Origin of the sequence: Paraburkholderia kirstenboschensis, from assembly GCF_904848585.1 — a bacterium.
Classification (GTDB): Bacteria; Pseudomonadota; Gammaproteobacteria; order Burkholderiales; family Burkholderiaceae; genus Paraburkholderia; species Paraburkholderia kirstenboschensis.
Genome location: NZ_CAJHCR010000003.1, coordinates 640,238 through 662,305, shown reverse-complemented (window position 1 = coordinate 662,305; position 22,068 = coordinate 640,238). Strand labels below are relative to the sequence as shown.

The 22,068-nt window shown below is 62.4% G+C and carries 21 protein-coding genes and 1 tRNA gene; 10 read left to right on the top strand and 12 right to left on the bottom strand.

What is annotated here, in order from left to right; genetic code table 11:
• Nucleotides 1-328 precede the first annotated feature (328 nt).
• A complete protein-coding gene (locus tag JMY24_RS12775; protein ID WP_128589088.1) occupies nucleotides 329-1,189 on the bottom strand; it encodes a FadR/GntR family transcriptional regulator in 861 nt (286 codons plus the stop codon).
• 243 nt (nucleotides 1,190-1,432) lie between these two features.
• Here JMY24_RS12775 and JMY24_RS12770 point away from each other — a divergent pair, with 243 nt between their 5' ends.
• The 8 genes from JMY24_RS12770 to JMY24_RS12735 all read left to right on the top strand — a co-directional run bounded on the left by JMY24_RS12770 (nucleotide 1,433) and on the right by JMY24_RS12735 (nucleotide 9,117).
• On the top strand, nucleotides 1,433-2,641 hold the full coding sequence (locus JMY24_RS12770; protein WP_128597890.1) for an ABC transporter substrate-binding protein: 1,209 nt from the start codon (nucleotides 1,433-1,435) through the stop codon (nucleotides 2,639-2,641).
• A 106-nt stretch (nucleotides 2,642-2,747) separates the two neighbouring features.
• Entirely contained in the window at nucleotides 2,748-3,608 is an 861-nt protein-coding gene (locus JMY24_RS12765; protein WP_027780285.1) for a branched-chain amino acid ABC transporter permease, read from the top strand.
• Complete coding sequence (locus tag JMY24_RS12760; RefSeq protein WP_128597889.1) at nucleotides 3,605-4,669, top strand: branched-chain amino acid ABC transporter permease; 1,065 nt, start codon at nucleotides 3,605-3,607, stop codon at nucleotides 4,667-4,669. The genes JMY24_RS12765 and JMY24_RS12760 overlap by 4 nt, the downstream gene beginning before the upstream one ends.
• Nucleotides 4,666-5,433 (top strand): ABC transporter ATP-binding protein, encoded by a 768-nt coding sequence (locus JMY24_RS12755; RefSeq protein ID WP_128597888.1) that lies wholly within the window; start codon nucleotides 4,666-4,668, stop codon nucleotides 5,431-5,433. Before JMY24_RS12760 ends, JMY24_RS12755 begins: the two co-directional genes overlap by 4 nt.
• Nucleotides 5,430-6,131, top strand: coding sequence for an ABC transporter ATP-binding protein (locus tag JMY24_RS12750; RefSeq protein WP_128597887.1), 702 nt, complete (start codon nucleotides 5,430-5,432; stop codon nucleotides 6,129-6,131). The genes JMY24_RS12755 and JMY24_RS12750 overlap by 4 nt, the downstream gene beginning before the upstream one ends.
• Nucleotides 6,132-6,163: 32 nt before the next feature.
• A complete protein-coding gene (locus tag JMY24_RS12745) occupies nucleotides 6,164-7,462 on the top strand; it encodes a Zn-dependent hydrolase (RefSeq protein WP_128597886.1) in 1,299 nt (432 codons plus the stop codon).
• Nucleotides 7,459-8,961, top strand: a complete 1,503-nt coding sequence (locus JMY24_RS12740; protein WP_128597885.1) for a M81 family metallopeptidase — start codon at nucleotides 7,459-7,461, stop codon at nucleotides 8,959-8,961. Before JMY24_RS12745 ends, JMY24_RS12740 begins: the two co-directional genes overlap by 4 nt.
• Before the next feature lie 79 nt (nucleotides 8,962-9,040).
• A tRNA-Val gene (locus tag JMY24_RS12735) sits at nucleotides 9,041-9,117 on the top strand.
• Nucleotides 9,118-9,209: 92 nt separating this feature from the next.
• On the opposite strand, the gene JMY24_RS12730 is transcribed toward JMY24_RS12735, so the two are convergent.
• Nucleotides 9,210-10,100 carry an amidohydrolase family protein gene (locus JMY24_RS12730; RefSeq protein ID WP_128597884.1) on the bottom strand — a complete coding sequence of 297 codons (891 nt, stop codon included), beginning with the start codon at nucleotides 10,098-10,100 and terminating at the stop codon, nucleotides 9,210-9,212.
• 2 nt (nucleotides 10,101-10,102) lie between these two features.
• Nucleotides 10,103-11,416 carry an MFS transporter gene (locus JMY24_RS12725; RefSeq protein ID WP_201702159.1) on the bottom strand — a complete coding sequence of 438 codons (1,314 nt, stop codon included), beginning with the start codon at nucleotides 11,414-11,416 and terminating at the stop codon, nucleotides 10,103-10,105.
• Nucleotides 11,417-11,578: 162 nt separating this feature from the next.
• On the opposite strand from JMY24_RS12725, the gene JMY24_RS12720 reads away from it, so the two are divergent.
• Nucleotides 11,579-12,322 carry a GntR family transcriptional regulator gene (locus JMY24_RS12720; RefSeq protein ID WP_128597883.1) on the top strand — a complete coding sequence of 248 codons (744 nt, stop codon included), beginning with the start codon at nucleotides 11,579-11,581 and terminating at the stop codon, nucleotides 12,320-12,322.
• 161 nt (nucleotides 12,323-12,483) lie between these two features.
• Nucleotides 12,484-13,788: an MFS transporter gene (locus JMY24_RS12715; RefSeq protein WP_201702157.1), complete on the top strand. Its 1,305-nt coding sequence runs from the start codon at nucleotides 12,484-12,486 to the stop codon at nucleotides 13,786-13,788.
• Nucleotides 13,789-13,855: 67 nt separating this feature from the next.
• Here the strand turns inward: JMY24_RS12715 and JMY24_RS39245 are convergent, their stop codons facing one another.
• The 9 genes from JMY24_RS39245 to JMY24_RS12675 form a co-directional block, all read right to left on the bottom strand.
• Nucleotides 13,856-13,990, bottom strand: a complete 135-nt coding sequence (locus JMY24_RS39245; RefSeq protein ID WP_006049077.1) for a hypothetical protein — start codon at nucleotides 13,988-13,990, stop codon at nucleotides 13,856-13,858.
• Nucleotides 13,987-15,045 (bottom strand): permease, encoded by a 1,059-nt coding sequence (locus JMY24_RS12710; protein WP_201702155.1) that lies wholly within the window; start codon nucleotides 15,043-15,045, stop codon nucleotides 13,987-13,989. Before JMY24_RS12710 ends, JMY24_RS39245 begins: the two co-directional genes overlap by 4 nt.
• A gap of 24 nt (nucleotides 15,046-15,069) precedes the next feature.
• Complete coding sequence (gene mnmH / locus JMY24_RS12705) at nucleotides 15,070-16,137, bottom strand: tRNA 2-selenouridine(34) synthase MnmH (RefSeq protein ID WP_201702153.1); 1,068 nt, start codon at nucleotides 16,135-16,137, stop codon at nucleotides 15,070-15,072.
• A 126-nt stretch (nucleotides 16,138-16,263) separates the two neighbouring features.
• The gene (gene selD / locus JMY24_RS12700; protein WP_128597880.1) at nucleotides 16,264-17,328 is read right to left on the bottom strand and encodes a selenide, water dikinase SelD; all 1,065 of its coding nucleotides are present in this window, start codon (nucleotides 17,326-17,328) and stop codon (nucleotides 16,264-16,266) included.
• 143 nt (nucleotides 17,329-17,471) lie between these two features.
• Complete coding sequence (locus JMY24_RS12695; protein ID WP_128597879.1) at nucleotides 17,472-17,792, bottom strand: DUF1330 domain-containing protein; 321 nt, start codon at nucleotides 17,790-17,792, stop codon at nucleotides 17,472-17,474.
• A 110-nt stretch (nucleotides 17,793-17,902) separates the two neighbouring features.
• Nucleotides 17,903-18,904 carry a transketolase family protein gene (locus tag JMY24_RS12690; RefSeq protein ID WP_128587668.1) on the bottom strand — a complete coding sequence of 334 codons (1,002 nt, stop codon included), beginning with the start codon at nucleotides 18,902-18,904 and terminating at the stop codon, nucleotides 17,903-17,905.
• Nucleotides 18,901-19,746 (bottom strand): transketolase, encoded by an 846-nt coding sequence (locus tag JMY24_RS12685; protein WP_128597878.1) that lies wholly within the window; start codon nucleotides 19,744-19,746, stop codon nucleotides 18,901-18,903. The genes JMY24_RS12690 and JMY24_RS12685 overlap by 4 nt, the downstream gene beginning before the upstream one ends.
• Nucleotides 19,747-19,793: 47 nt before the next feature.
• Nucleotides 19,794-21,122 (bottom strand): MFS transporter, encoded by a 1,329-nt coding sequence (locus JMY24_RS12680; protein WP_128597877.1) that lies wholly within the window; start codon nucleotides 21,120-21,122, stop codon nucleotides 19,794-19,796.
• Nucleotides 21,123-21,198: 76 nt separating this feature from the next.
• Nucleotides 21,199-21,948: an SDR family NAD(P)-dependent oxidoreductase gene (locus JMY24_RS12675; RefSeq protein WP_128587662.1), complete on the bottom strand. Its 750-nt coding sequence runs from the start codon at nucleotides 21,946-21,948 to the stop codon at nucleotides 21,199-21,201.
• Nucleotides 21,949-22,068: the final 120 nt, after the last annotated feature.

Sequence of the window (22,068 nt, the reverse complement as noted above, 5' to 3'; positions counted from 1 at the left end):
ACGCAACCCACGCAACCCACGCAACCCACGCAACCCACGCAACCCACGCAACCCACGCAACCCACGCAACCCACGCAACCCACGCAACCCACGCAACCCACGCAACCCACGCAACCCACGTAACCCACGTAACCCACGTAACCCACGTAACCCACGTAACCCAGGCAACCCAGGCAACCCAGGTAACCACGCAACCCAGGTAACCACGCAACCCAGGCGACCACGCAACCCAGGCGACCAGCCAGCCAGCCGAGGCAACCGAGGCAACCGAGGCAGCCAGGCCATCCCCCCACGCCCCGCCATCAACCCCCGCCATCAACCCCCGCCATCAACCCCCGCCATCAACCCCATCGGCCTCCACATCCACCGGACCAACACTTCGCGCCCGCACCCGCCGACGGATCTCCGAATCGAGAATAAGTCTCCCGCGCAGCTTCCCCTTCATCCGTTTCACGTAACGCGGCGCTTCAGTCATATGGACCGTCATCAGCTCGCGCACTTTGTCGACATCACGCTCACGCGCCGCTTTTGTGATCGCCTTATGGATCTTGACGTTGGCCTGGCCGAACCGTTCGTGCTCGGCCTGCGGCGTATCGTTACGGAACTCGATCAGCTGCCGGATCATTTCGTTGATCAACTCGCAACTGAAACGAAGGAACGGATTCGGATTGGCAGCCGCCAGAATGTCGTGGAAGTTCACGTCCTCCTGGCGCTGCCGGACGATGTCCTGGCCGCCGTGCGCCGAAGCCGGCCGATCGCAGCAAGCAATGCTCGCCTCCAGCGCTTCGAAGTCCTGCTCTGTCAGGTGCGGGACCGCGCCTGCCGCCAGTTCCGGCTCGAGCAATTTGCGCACGGTGTAAATGTCGTCGATCGAAACGTCCTTGAAGAACAGATAGTTCTGCAAAAGCTGCAACGTCCGATCGAGCGGTACCTCCACCACCATGCCGCCGCCGCCAGGCCCGGTCGTCACCTTGATGAGCCCTTGCACCTCGAGCGACTTCAGCGCCTCGCGGATCGTGCTCTTGCTCACCGAGAAAAGTTGCTGCAACTCGACCTCGCGTGGCAGGCGATCGCCCGGCTTCAGGTCCTTTTCCGTGATCAGCCGCTTGATTTCTTCCGCGACCAGGTCGCCGCGCTTTTGTTGCTTGATCTCAATCGCGGCGCCAGCCTTGGTTCGATCCATGGCCATCTTCAATGCTCCCATTTGTGTACTGCACCATCGGCGTTCCGCCGGCGCCCAGCGCGGCGCGAGGAAAGCCGCCTCGCTGCCCCCAGGAATTTTGCCTTATTGACACTGGAATTTATTGTACCTACGATCAGATCCAACCTATTTATCATGATAAATAGAACAAAGCCGACGTGGTGAAAACTTCACCGTGGCCAGCAAGCTTTCGCAGTCGTTCAGTGCGTGTCTCTTCCAAGGAGCGTCATTTTGAATCGCCGAAATATGTTGAAGCTGGCCGCGTTGTCGGCCGTTCCGGGCACGTTGGGGTCGCTCGCTGCGCGCAGCGCCTTTGCACAGGCAGGCAGCGTGCAATTCGCTTGTCCGGTGCCGATGTCGGGCGCGTTCGCCGCCAACGGGAAGTATGCAGACCTCGGTATGAAACTCGCCATCGAACAATATGGCAAGGTGCTCGGCGAACCGCTCGCCTATTCGGTGCTCGACACGGAAGGCAAGCCGGCAACAGCAGTGCGCCGCGTTCAGGAAATCGCGCAACAAAAGAACGCACGGTTCTTTGCAGGCGGTATTTTGTCCTCCGAATCATTGGCGATGGGCAAGGAAGTCCAGAAAGCCGGCGGCGTCTTCATCACCACGGCCGGTGCGGACGAAATCACTGGGAAAGACTGCAACGATGCGACCTTCCGCTGGTCGGTGCCCACGTATGGCGCAATCGAGCAGACGGTGCGTCCGCTGATCCAGATGATGCCGAAGGCCAAACGCTGGTACACGATCACGCCGCAATACGTGTTCGGCGACGGCCTGTTGTCCGCCGCGAAAGCCGTCTTCAAGGAGAAGGGCATCGAGCACGTGGGCAACAGTTACCACTCACTGAACGAAAAAGAGTTCAGCGGCTATCTGACGAACGCAGTCGCCGCCAAGCCAGACGTGTTGCTGATCCTCAACTTCGGTTCGCAATCTTCCGACACGCTGCGCCAGGCGGTGAGCTTCGGCATGAAGAACAACTGCACGATTCTGCTCGCGTGGGCTTCCGGTCTCGAGCAGTTCGAATCGCTAGGTGCGGACTTGTGCGACGGCGTGTATTTCGGCGCGCAGTATTGGCACGCAATCGACTCGCCGCTCAACCGCGATCTCGTCAAACGCACACAGGCGGCCTTCAAGACGAATCCGAACTACAGCCTCGCGGGCTCGTACATCTGCACGAAGATTCTGCTGGACGGCATTGTGAAGGCTGGCAACGTCGACCCGAAGAAAGTGGTCGCCGCGCTCGAGGGCATGAAATACGATGGTTTGACAGGGCCTGAAGAGGTTCGCAAGGGCGATCATCAGGTACTGAAGAACTATTATCTGTTGAAGGGCAAGGCGAAGAACAAGATGAAAAACGCCGACGACTACGCGGATATCGTCAGTTCAGGACAATCGTTCCTGCCGCTCGACAAGACCGGTTGCAAGCTGGCTTGATTCGCTGGCGCGTCGCGGTGCCGGCGCGCACCGCAGCACGTACACATGCGAACGCAAGAACGCACGCGTACGCAGTGAAGTTTCGCCAATTCCTCACACGGACGCCATGAACGTTTATCTCCTGCAGATCGTCAACGGCATCGGGGTTGGGATGCTGTATTTCCTGCTCGCGGTCGGCTTGTCGATCGTGTTCGGCCTGTTGCGCTTCGTGAACTTCGCGCACGGCGCCTTCTATCTGCTCGGCGCCTACTTCTGCTATCAGGCGATGCAGTGGTCGATGAGCTTCTGGACAGCGCTGATCGTAGTGCCGATTGCGGTCGGTGCGTTGGCATGGGTCGTCGAAAAGCTGATCTTGCGGCACGTCTACGCGCAGCAGCACGAGTTCCATATTCTCGTGACGGTAGGCCTCGCGCTCGTCGTGCAGGAATGCGCAATCCTCGTGTGGGGGCCGCTCGGTGACAACGTGGCCGTTCCTGACATGCTGAACGGCGTGGTGATCTGGGGCAGCTTTGTTTATCCCAAGTACCGCCTGTTCGTGATCGGCTTCACTGCGGTGCTCGCGGCGTTGCTCTGGTGGGTGCTCGAGGGCACGCGTCTTGGCAGCGCGGTGCGCGCCGGCAGCGAATCGACGGAGATGGTCTCACTGCTTGGCATCAACGTGTTGCGCGTGTTCAGCCTCGTGTTCGCGCTCGGGGCCGCAACCGCCGCGCTCGCCGGCGTGCTCGCCGCGCCGATTCGCGGCGTCGACCCTTTCATGGGCATAGAGGCGCTCGGTGTCGCGTTCGTCGTCGTGGTGGTGGGCGGCATGGGCAATTTTCTCGGCGCGCTGGTCGGCGGGCTCCTGGTAGGCATCGTGCAAAGCGTCATGAGCACGCTGTGGCCCGAAGGCGCGCGCTTGATGATCTACGTCGCGATGGCGGCCGTTCTTCTGCTGCGGCCCAATGGCCTACTCGGGAGAGCCGCGTGATCGATACTTCCAAATCCGCTGCCACGAAAGCGGCTCCGCGCGCATCGCAGCCCGCTTTGCGACGCGCGCTGCATCGCTATCGGTTCCTGTTGCTCGCGCTGCTCGTCGTGTGCATCTTGCCGCTGACGTTGCGCTCCGGCTCGCTCGCAACAGAAGTGCTCGTGTTCGCGCTCGCTGCATTGGGCTGCAATCTTCTGCTCGGTCACACGGGACTGCTGTCGTTCGGGCAGGGCATCTTCTTCGGACTCGGCAGCTATAGCGCGGGACTCGTGCTGACCAAGGCCGCGTTGCCGGTGCCTGTCGCGCTGCTTGCGGCAATCGCGATCGGTGCGATAGCGGCCGCAATTGTCGGATGGTTTTCGATCAGGCAGCGCGGCACGTACTTCGTAATGCTGACGCTCGCATTCGGACAACTGTTCTACTTCCTCGCCTACACCACGCCGGACCTGACCGGCGGCGACAACGGTCTGCTCGACATTCCGCGGCCGGCGCTCGGGTTGCTCGGCAAAGAGCTGATTCCGCTCGCTTCCCCGTGGCAGTACTACGGATTCGTCGCGGTACTTTTCCTCGTCGTGTTCTGGCTGCTGATGCGCGTCTCGCACTCGGTATTCGGCCGCACGCTGCTCGCGATCCGCGACAACGAAGCACGTGCCGCCGCCGTCGGCTACGACGTCAAGCGGTTCAAGCTGATGGCGTTCGTGGTCTCCGGTGCTGTGACCGGACTCGCGGGCGCATTGCATGCGTTGATGACCGGTATCGCGCCACTTTCCAACATCGACTACCACACGAGCGAGATGATCCTCGTGATGACTGTGATCGGCGGCACCGGCAACCTCTTCGCGTCCGTGTTGGGCGCCGCTTTCTATGTGCTGTTCGCCGACTGGCTCTCAACATTGTGGCCGCGCTGGCTGCTGTTGCTCGGCATCGTGCTGATGGCTGTGAGCCTCTATATGCAGCGCGGTCTATGGGGAGTCGGCGAGCGCATCTGGCAAGCACTGCGCCCCAATCAGGAAGCCGATGCAGACACAGCAGCCGACGACACCGCAAAGGAGCGCGTATGACCGAGGCGATTCTGAACGCAAGCGGCGTGGTGAAACGCTACGGTAAATTCACGGCGCTCTCCGACGTCAACCTGCGCATCATGCCGCGCACCGTGCACTCGGTAATCGGTCCGAATGGCGCGGGCAAGACCACGCTCTTCCATGTGCTCACCGGCACTCTGCCGATCACCGCGGGAACGATTGTGTTCGACGGACACGACGTAACGCGCGAGCCCGATCACAAGCGTGTGCGTCGCGGCGTCGCGAGATCGTTCCAGGTGACCAGTCTGTTCGCCAATCTGAGCGTGCAGGAAAACTTGCGGCTTGCGGCGCAAGGTGTCGATTCCGTGCGTGCGCTCAATGCATGGACGCCGCCGCGCGGCGCACTGGCTCACACCGATACCGTCGACGGCGTGCTCGAACGCCTCGCGTTGCAGCGCTTCAGCAAAGTTCCAGCCGGCGCTCTGTCGCACGGTCAGCAGCGGCGGCTCGAAGTCGGCATGGCGCTCGCGGCGCGTCCCAAGGCGATCTTTCTCGACGAGCCGACGTCGGGCATGGGTATCGACGATCTCGACGATATGAAGCAACTGATTCGCGGCTTGCGCGAGGACTACACCGTCGTCCTGATCGAGCACAACATGGGCATCGTGATGGACATCTCGGACACGATCACCGTCATGCAACAAGGACGCGTGCTGGTGGAAGGGCGGCCCGACGAAATTCGCGACGACGAGCGCGTGCGCAGCGCCTATCTCGGCAACATGATCACCGGAGGCCGCGCATGATTCTCGACGTGCAGCAGATTCACGGCTTCTACGGCAAAAGTCACATCCTGCAAGGCGTTTCGTTGCAGATCGCGGAAGGTGAGACGGTCACGCTGCTGGGCCGCAACGGCGCAGGGAAATCCACTACGCTCAAGGCGATCGCGGGCGTGGTCGCGCCGAAGAACGGCAGCGTGACGTTCAACGGCGCGACCATAAGCGGCCTGCAGCCGCATAAGATCGCCTCGCGTGGTGTGTGCTTCGTGCCCGAACACCGCGGCATTTTTCGGTTGCTCACCGTGGAAGAAAACTTGCGGCTCGGCGCGCGCAAAGACTCACCCTGGCAACTCGACGACATCTACCGTATTTTTCCGCGGCTCAAAGAGCGGCGCACGAACGGCGGTGGACAGCTGTCCGGCGGCGAACAGCAGATGCTCGCGATTGGCCGTGCGCTGATGAATCATCCACGTCTTCTCATGCTCGATGAACCGGTGGAAGGTCTCGCGCCGGTGATCGTCGAAGAAATCGTCGCGCAACTCAAACTCATTCGCGAGGCGGGCGTGGCGATCCTGCTCGTCGAGCAGAACCTCGAAGTCTGCACGCAACTCGCAGACCGTCACTACATCATCGAACAGGGTGTGATCGTTTATTCGGGCGACAACACGTCGTTCGCCGCCGACGACTCGATCAAGGACCGCTATCTGGGCGTCGGCGTTGTCTGAGTCCGCGCCGACTTCACTATGAGGAAGCACTGATGCAAGTTCATGAATCGCAGCCCACCGAAACAGTTAGTAGTTTGCGTGTCGACGGCGAACGGCTTTGGAACAGTCTCATGCAGCTCGCGAAGATTGGCGCGACCGAAAAGGGCGGCGTCTGTCGGCTAGCGCTGACCGAACTGGATCGCATCGCGCGCGACCGAGTCGTTAGTTGGGCGAAGGAAATCGGCTGCACGGTTCGCGTCGACGCAATCGGCAACATCTTTGCGCGCCGCGCCGGTTTGCGCGATGACCTGCCGCCCGTGATGACCGGCAGCCACATCGACACGCAGCCGACCGGCGGCAAGTTCGACGGCAACTACGGCGTGCTCGCCGGCATAGAAGTGCTGCGCACGCTGGCCGATGCGAACGTTACAACGCTGGCGCCGCTCGAAGTCGCGGTCTGGACCAACGAGGAAGGCTCGCGCTTCGTTCCCGTGATGATGGGCTCGGGTGTGTTTGCAGGCGCTTTCACACTCGAACATGCGCTTGCGCAGCGGGACCGGGAAGGCGTCTCCGTGCGCGACGCGCTGAGCGCGATCGGCTACGTTGGCGAAAACACGAAACCGCATACCGTTGGCGCGTATTTCGAAGCGCATATCGAGCAGGGGCCGGTGCTGGAAGCAAACGATAAGACCATCGGCATCGTGCAAGGCGCACTCGGTCAACGCTGGTACGACGTGACCGTGCACGGCATGGAAGCGCACGCCGGACCGACGCCGATGGAATTGCGCCGCGATGCGCTGCTCGTTGCCGCCGATCTCATTCATGCCGTGAACCGTATCGCGCTCGACCATGCGCCGCATGGGCGCGGCACAGTGGGCTGGGTCGACGTGCATCCGAACTCGCGCAACGTCATTCCGGGCCGCGTCAAGCTGACGGTCGATCTGCGCGCGGCCGACGACACCACGCTGACCGCAATGGATAGCGCGTTGCGCGAAGCCTGTACGGTTGCGAGCGAGAAAGCGGGCATCGCGGTCGATATAGAGCCGGTCGTGTACTTCGCGCCGCAACCGTTCGCGGCGGAACTGGTGGCCGCCGTCAAGCAAGGCGCGGACTTGTTGGGCCTTTCGTCGATGGACGTGATCAGCGGTGCCGGCCACGACGCCGTGTACCTCGCGCGCGTCGCGCCTGCCGCAATGATCTTCGTGCCCTGCAAGGACGGCATCAGCCACAACGAAATCGAGGACGCGCGCGCGGATCATCTGGAAGCCGGCTGCAACGTGCTGTTACATGCGATGTTGAGAGCGGCGCAAACTGCGCAGACCGCGCCGATGTCGGAGGGTTCGAGCGTATGAAAATCCTCATTGCGCGGATGAATCACGAGACCAACACGTTCTCGCCGGTGCCGACGCCGTTGTCCGCTTTCGGTCAGAACGGTGCAAACGCCGGCCCGAGTTTCAACGAAGACGCGTTCAACGACAACAATGGCATGCAGACCGCGATGGCCGCGTTCATCGACGCCGCTGCGCGCGAAGGCGCGCAGATCGTTACGCCGGTGTCGGCGGCGGCCAATCCTAGCGGGCCGGTCGAAGCGGCCGCATACGACGCAATCTGCGACGCAATTCTTGCAGCCGCGAGCGGATGCGATGCGGTGATGCTGGATCTGCACGGCGCAATGGTCGCGGAGAATTCGAACGACGGCGAAGGCGATCTGCTCGAACGCGTGCGCGCCGCATTGCCCAATGCCCCGATTGCCGTCGCGCTCGATTTACACGGTAACGTCACGCAGAAAATGATCGACAACGCGGACGTGATCGTCAGCTTCAAGACTTATCCGCACGTCGATATGTATGAAACCGGTGCGCACGCCGCGCGTCTGCTGTTTGCTCTCATACATGGCGAGGCGAAGCCGGTCATCGCCTGGCGTCAGCCGCCTCTGCTCACGCACACGCTGCGCAGCGCGACCGCTGAAGGTGCGATGAAGCGTGCCGTCGACGCGGCGCGCGCGGCTGAGGCCGAGGGCATGCTCGCGGTCTCGGTGTTGTCCGGCTTTTCGCTCGCGGATATCGCTGCGCCGTGTATCAGCGTCGTGGTCGTCGGCAATAGCGAGCGCGCGCAAGCGGAAGCGGTGGCCGAGCGCATTGCGCAGCAAATCTGGAATGAGCGCGAAGAGTTCGTCTATCGCAGCGCGCCGCTCGCGGAATCGGTTGCGCAAGCCGCCGCTCTCGCAAAAGCCGCCGAGAGGCCGGTGCTGCTGCTGGATCATGGCGACAACTGCATGTCGGGCGGCACGTGCGACACGATGGATCTGCTCGAAGAAGCGCTCCGGCAGAATCTGGAAGGCATCGTCACTGGGCCTTTGTGCGATCCGCAAGCGGTGGCCGCATTGATGGCCGCGGGTGTCGGCAGCGCGGTGACTGTCACGATCGGCAACAAGGTTGCAAGCAGTGCGGTGACGCCGCGCGCGCCCGTCGCCATGACCGGTGTGGTGCGAGCCTTGACCGACGGCGAGTATGTGATCAGCGGGCCGACTTACACCGGGCAGCGGGCTCACATGGGACGCGCCGCGGTTCTCGATACCGGCACGGTGAAACTCGTCGTGACCGAGCACACGCATGAACCGTGGGACCTCGGCGTGTTCGAAAGCGTGGGCATCGACCCGCGTCGCGCGCGCTTCCTTCTGCTCAAATCGCGCATGTATTGCCGACCGGTTTTCGTGCCGATCTCCGCCGGGCTCGTGGAGTGCGATAGCCGCGGCGTGACGAGTTCCGACTATGGCCTGTTCGCTTTCCGGAACGTCAGGCGCCCAGTCTTTCCACTCGATGCACACGCCGAATGGAAGGCGTCGCAATGAGTGGCGCGAGCGTCGACAACACGAATGCCGCCTGGCTCTTGTGCAGTTTCGAGAGACTCTCTATAATTCGCGCCTCTACAGGCTCGTAGCTCAGTTGGTTAGAGCACCACCTTGACATGGTGGGGGTCGTTGGTTCGAATCCAATCGAGCCTACCAACGCATCAGTGAGGTGGACGAAAGCGGTTCCGCTTTCGTCCACTGTCCTGTCAAAACAGTCGCTTCAGTTCCTCGCTTTCTTCTCTCCGCATTCAGTACGTCGCGCGTTGCATGGCAGCCGTCGTTGCGGACGCATTCAAGACAGGCTCAACGTCGAATCCATAGAACGAACGAGCAGTGGTGCGCAAAATCGCGCCGAGAGCGCTCGAATCGAGACCGGCGTCGCGCACCGTGGACAAGGCGTCACCATAACTTGTCACCGCTTCGTATTGCGTGTGCGGCCAGTCGCTGCCCCACATTAAACGGTCCGGACCGAACTGCTCGATCAATTGCTGCGTAGCATCCGCAACGAACGGCGAGCCCGGCGCGGCACAGCGATATGCGCCCGACACCTTCACCCACACACGCCCCGTCTTGCCAAAGCCGAGCAGCGCTTTGAAACCCGGGTCCTGTGTGCCTAAAGCCGGATCGGGCCGGCCGAAATGATCGACGACGACTCGCACGCCGCGCTTCAGAAGCTGGTCGATCAGCGGCGCGAGATCGACTGCGTTTCTGTGCAACTCGACATGCCAATCCAGTCGCGCAATGTTGTCCAGCAGCGACGTCCACGGTTGTGCGCGCAAATCCGGCAGCGTCTGCTCCATAAGGTTGAGGCGAATTCCTGTCACTCCGCGCCTTTGCAGGTCGGCCAGGTCATTCGCGCTTATGTCCGGTGCAACGACCGCAACGCCGCGCAAACGCTCGGTGTCCGCGGACAACGCTTGCAACAGATAGCGATTGTCGGTGCCGAGAAAGCTCGGCTGCACGAGCACCGCATGCGTTATTCCATGCGCGTTCAGTAGCGGCAGATAGTCGTCGAGCGTTGCATCGTAGGCGGGCGCGTAGCGGCGGTCGCCGGTCAGCGGCAAGCCCTGCTCGAAAACGTGCGCGTGGGTGTCGACGCCACCCTGCGCAAACGCGGGTGAGGATGCATATGCGTTCATATTCAACTACGCGGAGAGTTCAGGTTGAGGCGCGCTGCGTCGGCGGCGTCGGCGGCGTCTGCGGCCTGCTCCGGCGCGGCATCACGCAGACGCTTGCCGCGCGTTTCCGGGAGCAGCAATACAGCGATCATCGCAAGCCCGTAGGCAACGGCTGCGTCGATGCCGATGGCCGCGCCGAGCGACATCGAATGGCTCATATAGCCGACCAGAACCGGAAAGCCTGCGGATGCAATGCGCCCGAAGTTGTAGCAGAAGCCGACGCCGGTTCCACGCATGTCGGCGGGATACAGTTCGTTGAAGAGCGGGCCAAGGCTCGCCGGAATGCCGGCGGCGAAGAGTCCGAGCGGGAAGCCGAGCACGAGCATCTGCATGTTCGTCAACGGCAGCATGACGTATGCGAGCACGGTGACGATGCAGCAGAAAGCGAACAACGCGATGTTACGACGCCGGCCGATCCGATCGAGCAGATACGCGCTCAGCATGCAGCCACACCAGAACGCGACGATCACGACGGCAAGGTAACCACCGGTATTCAATACCGACAGATGCCGTTCCTTCGCGAGAAACGTGGGCAGCCACGTCATGATCGCGTAGTAGCCGCCGTGAGCGCCGGTGCCGAGCACCGCACCGATGATCGTGGTTCGCAGCACGCGAGGCTGAAACACTTGCAGGATCTGACTGAACGCTGAGACCTTGGGACCGACGCTCGCGCCGACGGGCTCGATGCGCACCGGCTCTTTCAGATTGCGCCGCACGAACAGCACAAGGCCGGCGGGCAGCAGGCCGACTGCGAACATCACGCGCCAGGCGGTGTCGGCGGGCAGCCATGAGAATACGGCTGCGTAGACCAGCACCGCGGCACCCCAACCCACGGCCCACGCGCTTTGCACCGCCCCCATTGCCTTGCCGCGATGTTCGGTGCGGATCGTTTCCGCCATCAGGACAGCACCGGCAGCCCATTCGCCGCCGAATCCAAAGCCTTGCAGCGCTTTAAGCACCAACAGTTGCGGGAAATTCTGCGCGAATGCGCACAGGAAGGTGAAGCCGGCGAACCAGAGAATCGTCATCTGCAAGGTGCGCACGCGGCCGAAGCGGTCCGACAGCGCGCCAGCAATCCAGCCGCCTAGCGCCGACGAGACCAGGGTGACACCGCTGATCGCGCCCGCCTGCGTGTGGTCGATGCCATACGCCGCGATGATCGCCGGAATGGCGAGCGTGAACATCTGCACGTCGAGCGCGTCCAGACCCCATCCCGCGAAACAACCCCAGAAGGTATTGCGCTCGACAGGCGTACCTTCCCTGTACCACTTGAACATAGCCATCTCCGTCCGTTCGTCCTGATGTTTCTCGATTCATATATATGACTGTATGAATCTTGCGCGCAATCGGGCGCCCGGTCATTGGGTAATAACCCTTGCTCGCTTTCGATCGATCCAATGCGGTACAGTAGTTACTCCTCTGCATAACTGTATGAATCCATGAATACGGCGTCTTTCGTGTCCAGGCCGGACGACCGGCTGCCCCGTTATCAGCAATTGCGCGATGATCTGGTGAGCCGCATTGCCGCCGGCGAATGGGCGCCCGAAGAGGCCATCGCCACCGAGGCCGAACTAGGCCAGTTCTACAACGTTTCGACCGGCACCGTGCGCAAGGCGATCGACCTGCTGGTCAGCGACGGCGTGCTCACCCGCACTCAAGGCAAAGGCACGTTCGTGCGGCGACCGCGCTTCGACTCGTCGCTGTTCCGCTTTTTTCGCTTTGTCTCGCGCGACGGCCAGCCGGTGCTCCCCACCGCGCGCGTCCTGAAACGCGAGGTGGTGAAGCCCGATGAAGAGATTCGCAACGCACTGCGGATGAAGGCGTCGGAGAAGGCCATTCATCTGTCGCGTGTACGAATGATCGAAGGGCGGGCGGTGCTGTCGGAGGAAATATGGCTGCCGCGCGCGCGTTTCGAAGCGCTTGCCACGTTGCCGCTCGACAAGTTCGAAGACCTGCTGTACCCGCTCTACGAACGGCTCTGCAAACAGATGGTGGCCTCGGCGACTGAAATTCTCCGCGTAGAACAGGCTACCACCGAAACGGCGTCACTGCTTGGCATCAAAACCGGCAGCCCGGTGATTCTCGTTCACCGCGTCGCCTCCGACTTCGCCGGCACGCCATTTGAATGGCGTAGCACTCGCGGTGCGGCCGATACATTCCAGTACCAGGTCGAAATCCGCTAGACCTGCGTTAGCTCGCCTTCTTCAGACGAACACCGTTCCGACTCAGGGTGGCTCTGCCCGTCATGCGGGTATCACCCCATGGCGCTCGTCCACGATTCATACAATCATATATATGACTGTATCAATTTTTGTCGCCAAGCTGTCGGGCAAGCGGAGAAACCATGTCAACACAATTTGCATTCGAGCAGCAGGTCATGAAAAAAATGGCGTGGCGGTTAATGCCGCTGCTCATCGTCATGTTCCTGATTTCGTTCATCGACCGCCAGAACGTCGGCTTCGCCAAGCTGGAGATGGTGCACGCCCTCGGCATGACCGAAGCGTCGTACGGATTGGGCGCGTCGCTGTTTTTCATCGGCTATCTGCTGTTCGAGGTGCCGAGCACGCTCGCGCTGCATCGTTTCGGCGCGCGTGCGTGGCTCGCCCGGATCATGATGACGTGGGGCATCGTGACGGTTCTGATGGCGTTTGCCCGTTCGCTGCCGGTGTTCTATTCGTTCCGCTTTGCATTGGGCGTCGCTGAAGCCGGGTTCTATCCGGGCGTGATCTATTACCTCACGCAGTGGTTTCCGCAGAGCTATCGCACGAAGGTGTTGGGCTTCTTCACACTCGGCAGTTCGCTCGCCAACATGCTCGGCTCGCTGATCGGCGGCCTGTTGCTCACGCTGGGCGGCACATGGGGATTTGCCGGCTGGCAGTGGGTGTTTATCGCGACCGGTCTGCCGGCCGTGGTGATCGCATTCGTGGCGCTGAAGTATCTGCCGAATTCGGTAAGCGAAGCACCGTTCCTCTCGCAACAGGAAAAGGACGTGGTGCTCGCCGCGCTCAAACGCGAGGCATCGGGCGATGCCAAGGCGACGCATCCGTGGGCCGCGCTGCTCGACCCCAAGGTGCTGATGTTCGCGCTGACCTATATGCTGATGTCGACGTCGCTCTATGGCGTGACCTACTGGATGCCGACGCTGTTGAAGAGCGACGGCGTGTCGTCGTCCCTCAATGGCGTGCTCAACATGATTCCGTGGGCGCTCGCCACGCTGCTTCTGTTGTGGCTTCCCGGCAAGCTCAAGCGTGAGCGGGTGGTCTTGAGGGCGATGAGCATCGTTGCAGGCGTTGGCGTGGTGGGCTTCGCGTCCAGCCTCGTGCTGCCCACCGCAACGCTGCGCTTTGCGGCGCTATGCCTGGGTGGGGCATGCATTCCGCTACTGTATCCGTGCTTCTGGTCGCTGCCGCCGCGCTTTTTCTCGGGCGCACGCGCCGCGGCGAGCGTTGCGGCGATCAATGCAATCGGCAATCTCGGCGGCTTCGCGGGACAGAATCTGATGCCTTATGTCGGCAAAGCGGCGCATAGCCAGATTGCACCGATGCTGGTACCTACTGCATGTCTTCTGACGTTGGGAGTTGGCACGGGCATCGCGGCTTTGGTCAGCGCCCGCCGTCGCACGACACTCGAAGCAGCAACGGCACGTTAGCGTTACCAGACGCGGTGTGACGCGGCCGTGTATATGCAGGCCGCTAGCACGCGTTGTTAAGCCGGCCTCAAGGACGAAGCAGGTCGAAGCTCGCCAGCACGAGCACTCCGGTCACCGCGATCAGCGCCACCGAATGCTGGCCGAAGTAGAGAAGCGCCGCAGCCGACCACGACGCGAGCGTAAACACAGCAAGCTTTTTCATCGGAACCCCAGGGACGCGGCGAGCAAGCCGCTCACCACGCCGCAGACCACCACGGCCAATGCGACGACGCTCAGAACGCGCTTCGGGAACGAGCGCCCGAGCATCGCCATAGACGGGACGCTGACAAGCGGCAGCGTCATGAGCAGCGCGCCGGCAGGGCCGGCTGCCATGCCGAAAGACAGCATCGCCTGAATGATCGGCACTTCGCCCGCCGTCGGAATCACGAACAGCGTGCCGGCGATGGACAGCGCGACGATCCACAGCACGCTGTTGTCGATATCCGGACCGATGTGCGGAAAGAGCCACGCGCGCGCCGCGCCGAGAATCAGCACCAGCACGATGTATTCGGGCACGAGACGCAGCGTCATCGTGCCGAGTATCTTGACCCAGCGCGTGAATGCGGTACCCGGTTTATCCGTCGCGACCAGTTCCGCGATGGCTTCGCGCGACGCCTCGGCTTCCTTCGGCGTCACCATGCGGTTCACGAGATAGCCGAGGCCGAGCACCATCACGAGGCCGAGAGCGAGCCGCAAGCCCATCCACTGCCAGCCGAGCACGAAACCCATGAAGATCAGCGTGGCGGGATTGAGTGCCGTATTGCCGAGCCAGAATGCGATTGCCGCGCCGGGCGCCGCCTGCCGCGCGCGCAGCCCCGCCACCACCGGCGCTGCGCAACAGGTGCACATCATGCCGGGCAACGACATCAGGCCGCCTTTCACGACGCTGCTGAAGTCGCTGCGACCGAGCGCGCGTGCGACCCATTGCGGCGGAATCAGCGCCTGCACCGCGGAGCCGAGCAACAGACCCAGCACCATTGCCTGCCAGATGGCCTTGCCGTAGGCCAGCGCGTAGTCGATTGCGGACTGCCACGACGCCGCTGGCGCACTCGCCGACGTGCCCATCAGGATCGACTTGCCGATCGAATGCTGGCTCGCGGCGACGAACGCGCGGTTGTAATACGGAAACCACTTCACATAGAAGAGTCCGACGACGGCGATCGCGAGGAATACGATCCAGCCAAGCGCGACGCGGGGCTGCCGAAGGGTTGATTGCATGTTGTTCTTAACGTTGAGGTTGGGTCAGACGAGCGCGACTGAACGCTTATCGAGTTGCGCGAGGAGCGCTTTAGCCTGATCGACGACGTCTGCGTCGTTCGGCCGGAACTGGATTTGCAGCGCCTGCGGCAGTTGCGTGAAATGCTGATGGCTGCTGCGCGCGTACGCGGGATCGTAGTGCAGTTCGATCAACTCGTTTGCGAGTTCGGCGCGCCGGTTTTCGTCGACGAGTTTTTGCCACCCGGCGACGCGCTCGCGACTATGCAAGCCGATCAAACGTTCCAGTTGCGCCTTCAGCGACTCGGGATCGTCGAACAGTTGCGCGTAGTCGTGAAGCAGAAACGCCGAGCGGTCTTCGCGGCTCGCGGCCACTTCCACACAATCGCCGCGATGAAACGTGTCGAGCAGCGCAAGCGGCAGCGTGATTGCGCCGATGCGACGGCTCTCCGCTTCCACGAACACCGGGCGCGCGGGATCGAAGCTGCGCAGCGCGCTCACGAGCAACGTGTCAAAGCCCTTTTGCGACGGCTGCGCGACGCCCGCCCACGCGCCGAGCAGCGAGCCGCGATGCGCGGCGAGCGCTTCGAGGTCCAGCGTCTGCGCACCTGCTTCGTGGAGCGCGGCGAGGAGCCGCGTCTTGCCGCTGCCGGTCGGACCGACCAGTGCGACGTAACGGAAGTGGGTCGGCAGAGTGGTGAGCGCCTCGACGGTTGCGCGCCGATAGGTCTTGTAGCCGCCGTCGAGCTGACGCGCAGGCCAGCCGATCATATTGAAGAGCGACGTGACGGAGCCCGAGCGTTTGCCGCCGCGCCAGCAATAAATCAGCGGCCGCCAGTTGCGCGGCCGGTCGGCGAACGTCGTTTCCAGATGAAGCGCGATGTTGCGGGCCACCAGCGCCGCGCCCACCTTCGTGGCTTCGAACGGCGACACCTGCTTGTACATTGTGCCGACCAGCACCCGTTCCTCGTTGCTCAGCACCGGCGCATTCATCGCGCCCGGAATATGGTCCTCGGCAAACTCGAGAGGCGTGCGTACGTCGATGATTTCATCGAAATCACCGGCTTGATCGAGGCTGACGAGTAGGTTTTTCAAGGGCGTACAGAGGAAAAGCGGACAAAGCGGTGCTGGATAGACCGAAATTATCGCATGCGGCGCGAGTGGCGGCTGGGCGCGGCTTTCTGCAACCTTTCACGGTGCCTTGCCAGCCGCCGGCTTTTTTCAGATCACTTCGACGCGCCCTTCGCCTGCAACCATTTCGCCGATTACGCGAGCGTCGCCGAAACCGTCGGCGTGAAAGAGGGCTAGCACGTCGTCCACAGACTCGGGCGAACATGAAACCAGCAGGCCGCCCGAGGTTTGCGGGTCCGTGAGCAAGGTGCGCGCGCTCGACTGCAATGTCGCGGGCAGCGAAATATCTTTACCGTAAGCATCCCAATTGCGCCCGGAGGCACCGGTGAAAACGCCGGCTTCAACAAATTCGACGACGCCCGGCAGCCACGGCAGGTCGGCGTAACGTACGCGCGCGGTGAGCTTCGAGCCGCGCGCCAGTTCCAGCGTATGGCCGAGCAGGCCGAAGCCCGTGATGTCGGTGAGCGCATGCACGCCGTCGAGCCCGGCGAGTTCCGCGCCCGGCCGGTTTAGCTTGGTCGTCGCGCCGATCATCGCGGCGTAGCCGTTCGCGTCGAGCCGGTCTTTCTTCAGCGCGGCCGAAAGCACGCCGACGCCGAGCGGTTTGCCGAGAATCAGCACGTCGCCGGCCTGCGCGCCTGCGTTGCGCTTCACGCGCCGCGGATCGACCACGCCGATCGCGACGAGGCCGTAGATCGGCTCGACCGAGTCGATCGAATGACCGCCCGCGAGCGGAATGCCGGCGTCGGCGCACACCGACTCGCCGCCTTTGAGCACCGCCGCAATCACGTCGTGCGGCAACACGTTGATCGGCATTCCGACGATGGCGAGCGCCATCAGCGGTTTGCCGCCCATTGCATAGACGTCGGAGAGGGCGTTGGTCGCGGCAATGCGGCCGAAGTCGAACGGATCGTCGACGATCGGCATAAAGAAGTCTGTGGTCGCGACGATCGCCTGCTCGTCGTTCAGCTTGTACACGGCGGCGTCGTCGGCGGTGTCGTTGCCGACGAGCAGGTCCGGGAAGAACGGCAGCGGCGCGCTGCGTTTGAGCAGGTCGGCGAGCAGGCCGGGGGCGATCTTGCAGCCGCACCCGCCGCCGTGCGACAGGCTGGTGAGGCGGGGCGAGGAGCTTGCTTGGGCTTGAGGGTCGATCATTGTGGCGCGAATATGTGGCTTCGAATGATCGCATTATGAGGGTTGTGGACGCCGTGCGCTTCGGAGTGCCCAGGAGCCGGACCGCGAGGCGGGCCGTGCCGCATCTCGCCGTATCGCAGTATCGGCAGGATTGAACGCGGGATTCAACGCAGGATGTCGGTTGCTTTGTGATTCTCGTCCACGCCTTCCACGAGAATTACCGGTCCGCGAGCATGCCGCATACGCAACGGCAGGATGCGCCGATAGGCGTCCGACGCGTACCAGGCGCGCGCCGTCGCAAGGTCGGGAAATGCAATCGCGATCAGGTCGCCGTGCCACTCGCCTTCCACGATGTGGGGCTGTGCGCCGTGTACGATGAACCGGCCGCCGAACGGCGCAAGGGTTGCGTCGATACGCTCGAGGTACTCGACAATCTCGGCGCACATTTGAACCTCGTGCAAATGGGCAATCGCATACGCAGTCATGGTCACTCCTTCATGCATGAAGAAATCGGAACTTGCATGCTGCGTATGATTGCCCTCGTCCGGAGGTGCGTCGATTACCTCGCAGGTAATGGAATCCGCAATGCGCGGACCTAACCGAGCCAGCCCTTGATCGACTCGATCATCGCGGACGTCGAAATACCATAGCGGTCGTGCAGCGTCGGCAGTGCGCCGGCAGCGAGGAATGCGTCGGGAAGCGCGACCTGCCTGAACGGGCACGACACTCCGGCGCGCATCAGTTCGGCCGCAATGGCTTCGCCTAGACCGCCGATCGTCGTATGGTTCTCCGCCACCACGACGAGCCTGCCGGAACGCTTCGCTTCGCGCACGATCGTCTGCGTGTCGAGCGGCTTGATGGTCGGCACGTGCAGCACGCCCACGCCAACGTTGTCGCGCTCCAGCGCTTTCGCGACTTCGAGCGCACGCATGGTCATGATGCCCGACGAGATGACGAGTACCTCCGCGCCGTCGCGCAGCATCTTTGCCTTGCCGAGTTCGAACGTGTAGTCGTATTCGTCCAGCACCGCAGGCACGTTGCCGCGCAAAAGACGTGCATACACTGGGCCGTTGTGTGCGGCAATGGCGGGCACCATCTGTTCGATGTCGAGCGCATCGCACGGATCGATAACGGTCATGTTCGGCATGGCGCGCATCAACGCGAGGTCTTCAGCGGCCTGGTGGCTTGGACCGTAACCCGTGGTGAGCCCGGGCAACGCGCAGACTATCTTCACATCGAGGTTGTCTTCGGCAATGGCCTGATGCATGAAGTCATACGCACGACGCGTCGCGAACACCGCGTAGGTGGTGACGAACGGTTGTGCGCCTTCGTGCGCGAGGCCCGCCGCTGCGCCCATCAGCAATTGCTCGGCCATGCCCATCTGGTAATAGCGCTCGGGGAATTCCTTCGCGAAGATATGCAGGTCCGTGTATTTGCCGAGATCGGCCGTCATGCCGACAACATTGGTCTTCTGTCGAGCCAATTCGACGAGCGCGTGACCGAAAGGCGCCGAGCGCGTGAGCTGGCCTTCGCCCGCAATGGACGCGATCATCGCCGAGGTCTTCAGGCGCGGTTTGCTCATGGTTGCGTTACTCATGCTTGTCTCCCTGCTTCCAGTGCTTCGAGCGCCAATTGCCATTCGTGCGCATCGACGCGGATAAAGTGGTTCTTCTCGCGCGCTTCGAGGAACGGTACGCCGCAACCCATGCGTGTATCGGCGACGATCATGCGCGGCTCTTGGCCGGGATGCTTGCGGGCCGCGTCGAACGCGGCGGCCACGGCGCCGATATCGTTGCCGTCCACACGTTGCGTGAACCACCCGAATGCTTCGAGCTTGTCGACTAGCGGTTCGAACGCCATGATCTGCGTCGACGGTCCGTCAGCCTGCTGGTTATTCACGTCTACAACGGCGATCAGGTTGTCGAGCTTCCAGTGGCTCGCGGACATGATGCCTTCCCAGATCGCGCCTTCGTCGAGTTCGCCGTCCGAGAACAGCGTGTACACGAACGACTTCGAGCCCTTGCGCTTGAGTCCGAGACACCGGCCGACCGCAATCGTCAGCCCGTGTCCGAGCGAGCCGCCGGACATTTCCATGCCGGGCGTGTAGCTCGCCATGCCGGACATGGGCAGACGGCTGTCGTCGCTGCCGTAGGTCTCCAGTTCTTCGGCGGGCAGAATGCCTGCTTCGAGCAGTGCCGCGTACAGCGCGATCGCATAGTGTCCGTTGGAGAGCAGGAAGCGGTCGCGCTCTTCCCACTCGGGATCTTCCGGGCGGTAGCGCATTGCGCCGAAGTACGCGACCGCCAGCACATCGGCGATGTCGAGCGCTTGCCCGATATAACCCTGGCCCTGCACTTCGCCCATTAACAGCGCGTTTCTGCGGATGCGGTAAGCGTGCTCGGCAAGCGATGCCGTCGACGCATTGGATGGACTGTTCATGTCGTCTCCTGAGATCAGTCGGAATAGTTGGAAAAGATTGGGAAAGGTCAGCGGTTCACGGATTTCGCGGGCACCAGAAAGACCAGGCATGCGCCGAGCGTCACTGCAACCGAGATGAAGATCAGTCCCGCTGTTGAACGGCCTGTCATGTCGTTGAGCCAGCCCACTATTGCGGGCGAGAAGAAGCCCGCAAGATTGGCGAAGCAGTTCACAGCCGCGATGCCGGCTGCGGCCGACATGCCGCCGAGCAGCGCCGTCGGCAGCGACCAGAACTGCGACGACGACGCGAGGATGCCCGCAGCCGCAACGCTCAAACACACGATCGACGCCGGCACGCTGCCGAGCGTAGGCAGGACCGCAAAGCCCGCTGCCGCGATCAGCATCGGAATGGCCAGGTGAAGTCTGCGTTCGCGTCGGCGGTCCGCGCTCATGCCGACTAGCGGCAACGCGACGATCGCGCAGAGATAAGGAATCGCGGTGAACACGCCCACCCACAGCGGGTCGGCGACACCTGATTTACGGATGATCGTCGGCAGCCAGAAAGTCAGCCCGTACTGGCCGAGCACGACGCAGAAATAGATCGCTGCCATCAGCCACAAGCGGCGGTCGCCGATGAACGAGCGAATCGAAATATGGGCAGTGGTGTGCGCGTTATCGCCGGCGACATTGCGTGCCAGCAGATTCTTCTCCGACTCGGTGAGCCATTTCGCTTTGGCGATGCCGTCGTCGAGATACAGAAGAATCGCGATGCCAAGCACGAGCGACGGCAGAGCTTCGAGCATGAACAGCCACTTCCAGCCGGACATATTCATCGCACCGTGCAGCGAATGCATGATCCAGCCCGACAGCGGACCGCCGACTATGCCCGCGAGCGGAATCGCCATGAAAAAGAGCGACAACGCCTTGGCGCGGCGAGCAGCGGGAAACCAGTACGTCAGATAAAGAATCACGCCCGGCGCAAAGCCCGCTTCTGCAACGCCGAGCAGAAAGCGCAATACATAGAACGCGGTGGGCGACTTCACGAAGACGAACGACGCGGAAATCACCGCCCATGTCAGCATGATTCGCGCGAGCCACTTGCGCGCGCCGACACGATGAAGCACGAGATTGCTCGGCACCTCGAACAGAAAGTAACCGAGAAAGAAGATGCCGGCGCCCATGCCGTAGACCGTCTCGCTAAAGCGAAGATCGTTGAGCATCTGCAGCTTGGCAAAGCCGACGTTGACGCGATCCAGATACGCGCCGAGATAGCACAGCATCAGAAATGGAATCAGCCTGCGGCTTACTTTGGCGTAGGTGCGCGACTCGAAACTCGTCGCGTCTGAGTGTGCCAACACATCGCCGTCGATGGGCGAAGCCGTGTATTTCGATTTCATGTTTGTCTCCTTCCATGGGCCCCGGGTTCGCCCGGGTGCCAGGAACACAGCGCCGCCTCGCAGGCGGGCGCGGTCGTCAATGAATGAGCATGCCGCCGTTCACGTCGAGCGTGACGCCCGTCAGATACGTCGAGAGATCGCTCACGAGAAAGAGGCACGCGTTCGCGACATCTGCGGCATCGCCGAGCCGGCCGAGCGGAATGCCTTTGATGATGTCCACGCGCATCTCCGCAGTCAGCTTGTCGCCGGTGATGTCGGTCTGGATCAGGCCCGGCGTGATCGAGTTGATGCGGATGCTGTCGGGACCGAATTCGCGGGCCATCGCTCGCGCGAGACCGAGCACACCGGCTTTCGCCGCGCTGTAATGCGGGCCGCCGAAAATGCCGCCGCCGCGTTGCGCCGACACAGACGACATGCACACGATGCTGCCGTGCTTCTGCTCCCTCATCGCCGGCAATACGGCTTGCGACATGTAGAGCGTGCCGCGCAGATTCACGTCGACGATTGCGTCGAAGCCCTCGGCGCTAATGTCCAGCGTGCGCACTGGCTGCGTGATGCCGGCGTTGTTGATGAGGCCGTCTATGCGGCCATAACGTTCCAGCGTGGCGGTTGCGGCTTGCACGCATGCGGCTTTGTCGGTGACGTCGCAAGCGAGGCCGAGGTGTGCCGCGCCGAGATCGGCGGCGGCGGCTTTCGCGTCTTCTTCGCGCAGATCCAGAATCACGACGCGCGCGCCCTGGGCAGCCAGTGCCTTCGCAGTCGCCTTGCCGATTCCACGCGGGGAGGCCGCGCCCGTGACGATAACCACCTTGTTCTCGAGCAGCATCACTTGTCTCCTGAATGTTGATGTGATGGAGCAAGTGTCCGGCACGCTGCGCGTCGCATCAACGCAGTACGGCTCAACTATGCTTGAGAAATTTTCAGGTGTTCGTGAGCGCGGACGCGA

Excerpts from the sequence above, each read along its gene's own strand:
- JMY24_RS12775 (WP_128589088.1), bottom strand. The coding sequence starts at position 1,189 with ATGGCCATGGATCGAACCAAGGCTGGCGCCGCGATTGAGATCAAGCAA.
- JMY24_RS12765 (WP_027780285.1), top strand. The coding sequence starts at position 2,748 with ATGAACGTTTATCTCCTGCAGATCGTCAACGGCATCGGGGTTGGGATG.
- JMY24_RS12755 (WP_128597888.1), top strand. The coding sequence starts at position 4,666 with ATGACCGAGGCGATTCTGAACGCAAGCGGCGTGGTGAAACGCTACGGT.
- JMY24_RS12750 (WP_128597887.1), top strand. The coding sequence starts at position 5,430 with ATGATTCTCGACGTGCAGCAGATTCACGGCTTCTACGGCAAAAGTCAC.
- JMY24_RS12745 (WP_128597886.1), top strand. The coding sequence starts at position 6,164 with ATGCAAGTTCATGAATCGCAGCCCACCGAAACAGTTAGTAGTTTGCGT.
- JMY24_RS12740 (WP_128597885.1), top strand. The coding sequence starts at position 7,459 with ATGAAAATCCTCATTGCGCGGATGAATCACGAGACCAACACGTTCTCG.
- JMY24_RS12730 (WP_128597884.1), bottom strand. The coding sequence starts at position 10,100 with ATGAACGCATATGCATCCTCACCCGCGTTTGCGCAGGGTGGCGTCGAC.
- JMY24_RS12725 (WP_201702159.1), bottom strand. The coding sequence starts at position 11,416 with ATGTTCAAGTGGTACAGGGAAGGTACGCCTGTCGAGCGCAATACCTTC.
- JMY24_RS12720 (WP_128597883.1), top strand. The coding sequence starts at position 11,579 with ATGAATACGGCGTCTTTCGTGTCCAGGCCGGACGACCGGCTGCCCCGT.
- JMY24_RS12715 (WP_201702157.1), top strand. The coding sequence starts at position 12,484 with ATGTCAACACAATTTGCATTCGAGCAGCAGGTCATGAAAAAAATGGCG.
- JMY24_RS39245 (WP_006049077.1), bottom strand. The coding sequence starts at position 13,990 with ATGAAAAAGCTTGCTGTGTTTACGCTCGCGTCGTGGTCGGCTGCGGCG.
- JMY24_RS12710 (WP_201702155.1), bottom strand. The coding sequence starts at position 15,045 with ATGCAATCAACCCTTCGGCAGCCCCGCGTCGCGCTTGGCTGGATCGTA.
- selD (WP_128597880.1), bottom strand. The coding sequence starts at position 17,328 with ATGATCGACCCTCAAGCCCAAGCAAGCTCCTCGCCCCGCCTCACCAGC.
- JMY24_RS12695 (WP_128597879.1), bottom strand. The coding sequence starts at position 17,792 with ATGACTGCGTATGCGATTGCCCATTTGCACGAGGTTCAAATGTGCGCC.
- JMY24_RS12690 (WP_128587668.1), bottom strand. The coding sequence starts at position 18,904 with ATGAGTAACGCAACCATGAGCAAACCGCGCCTGAAGACCTCGGCGATG.
- JMY24_RS12685 (WP_128597878.1), bottom strand. The coding sequence starts at position 19,746 with ATGAACAGTCCATCCAATGCGTCGACGGCATCGCTTGCCGAGCACGCT.
- JMY24_RS12680 (WP_128597877.1), bottom strand. The coding sequence starts at position 21,122 with ATGAAATCGAAATACACGGCTTCGCCCATCGACGGCGATGTGTTGGCA.
- JMY24_RS12675 (WP_128587662.1), bottom strand. The coding sequence starts at position 21,948 with ATGCTGCTCGAGAACAAGGTGGTTATCGTCACGGGCGCGGCCTCCCCG.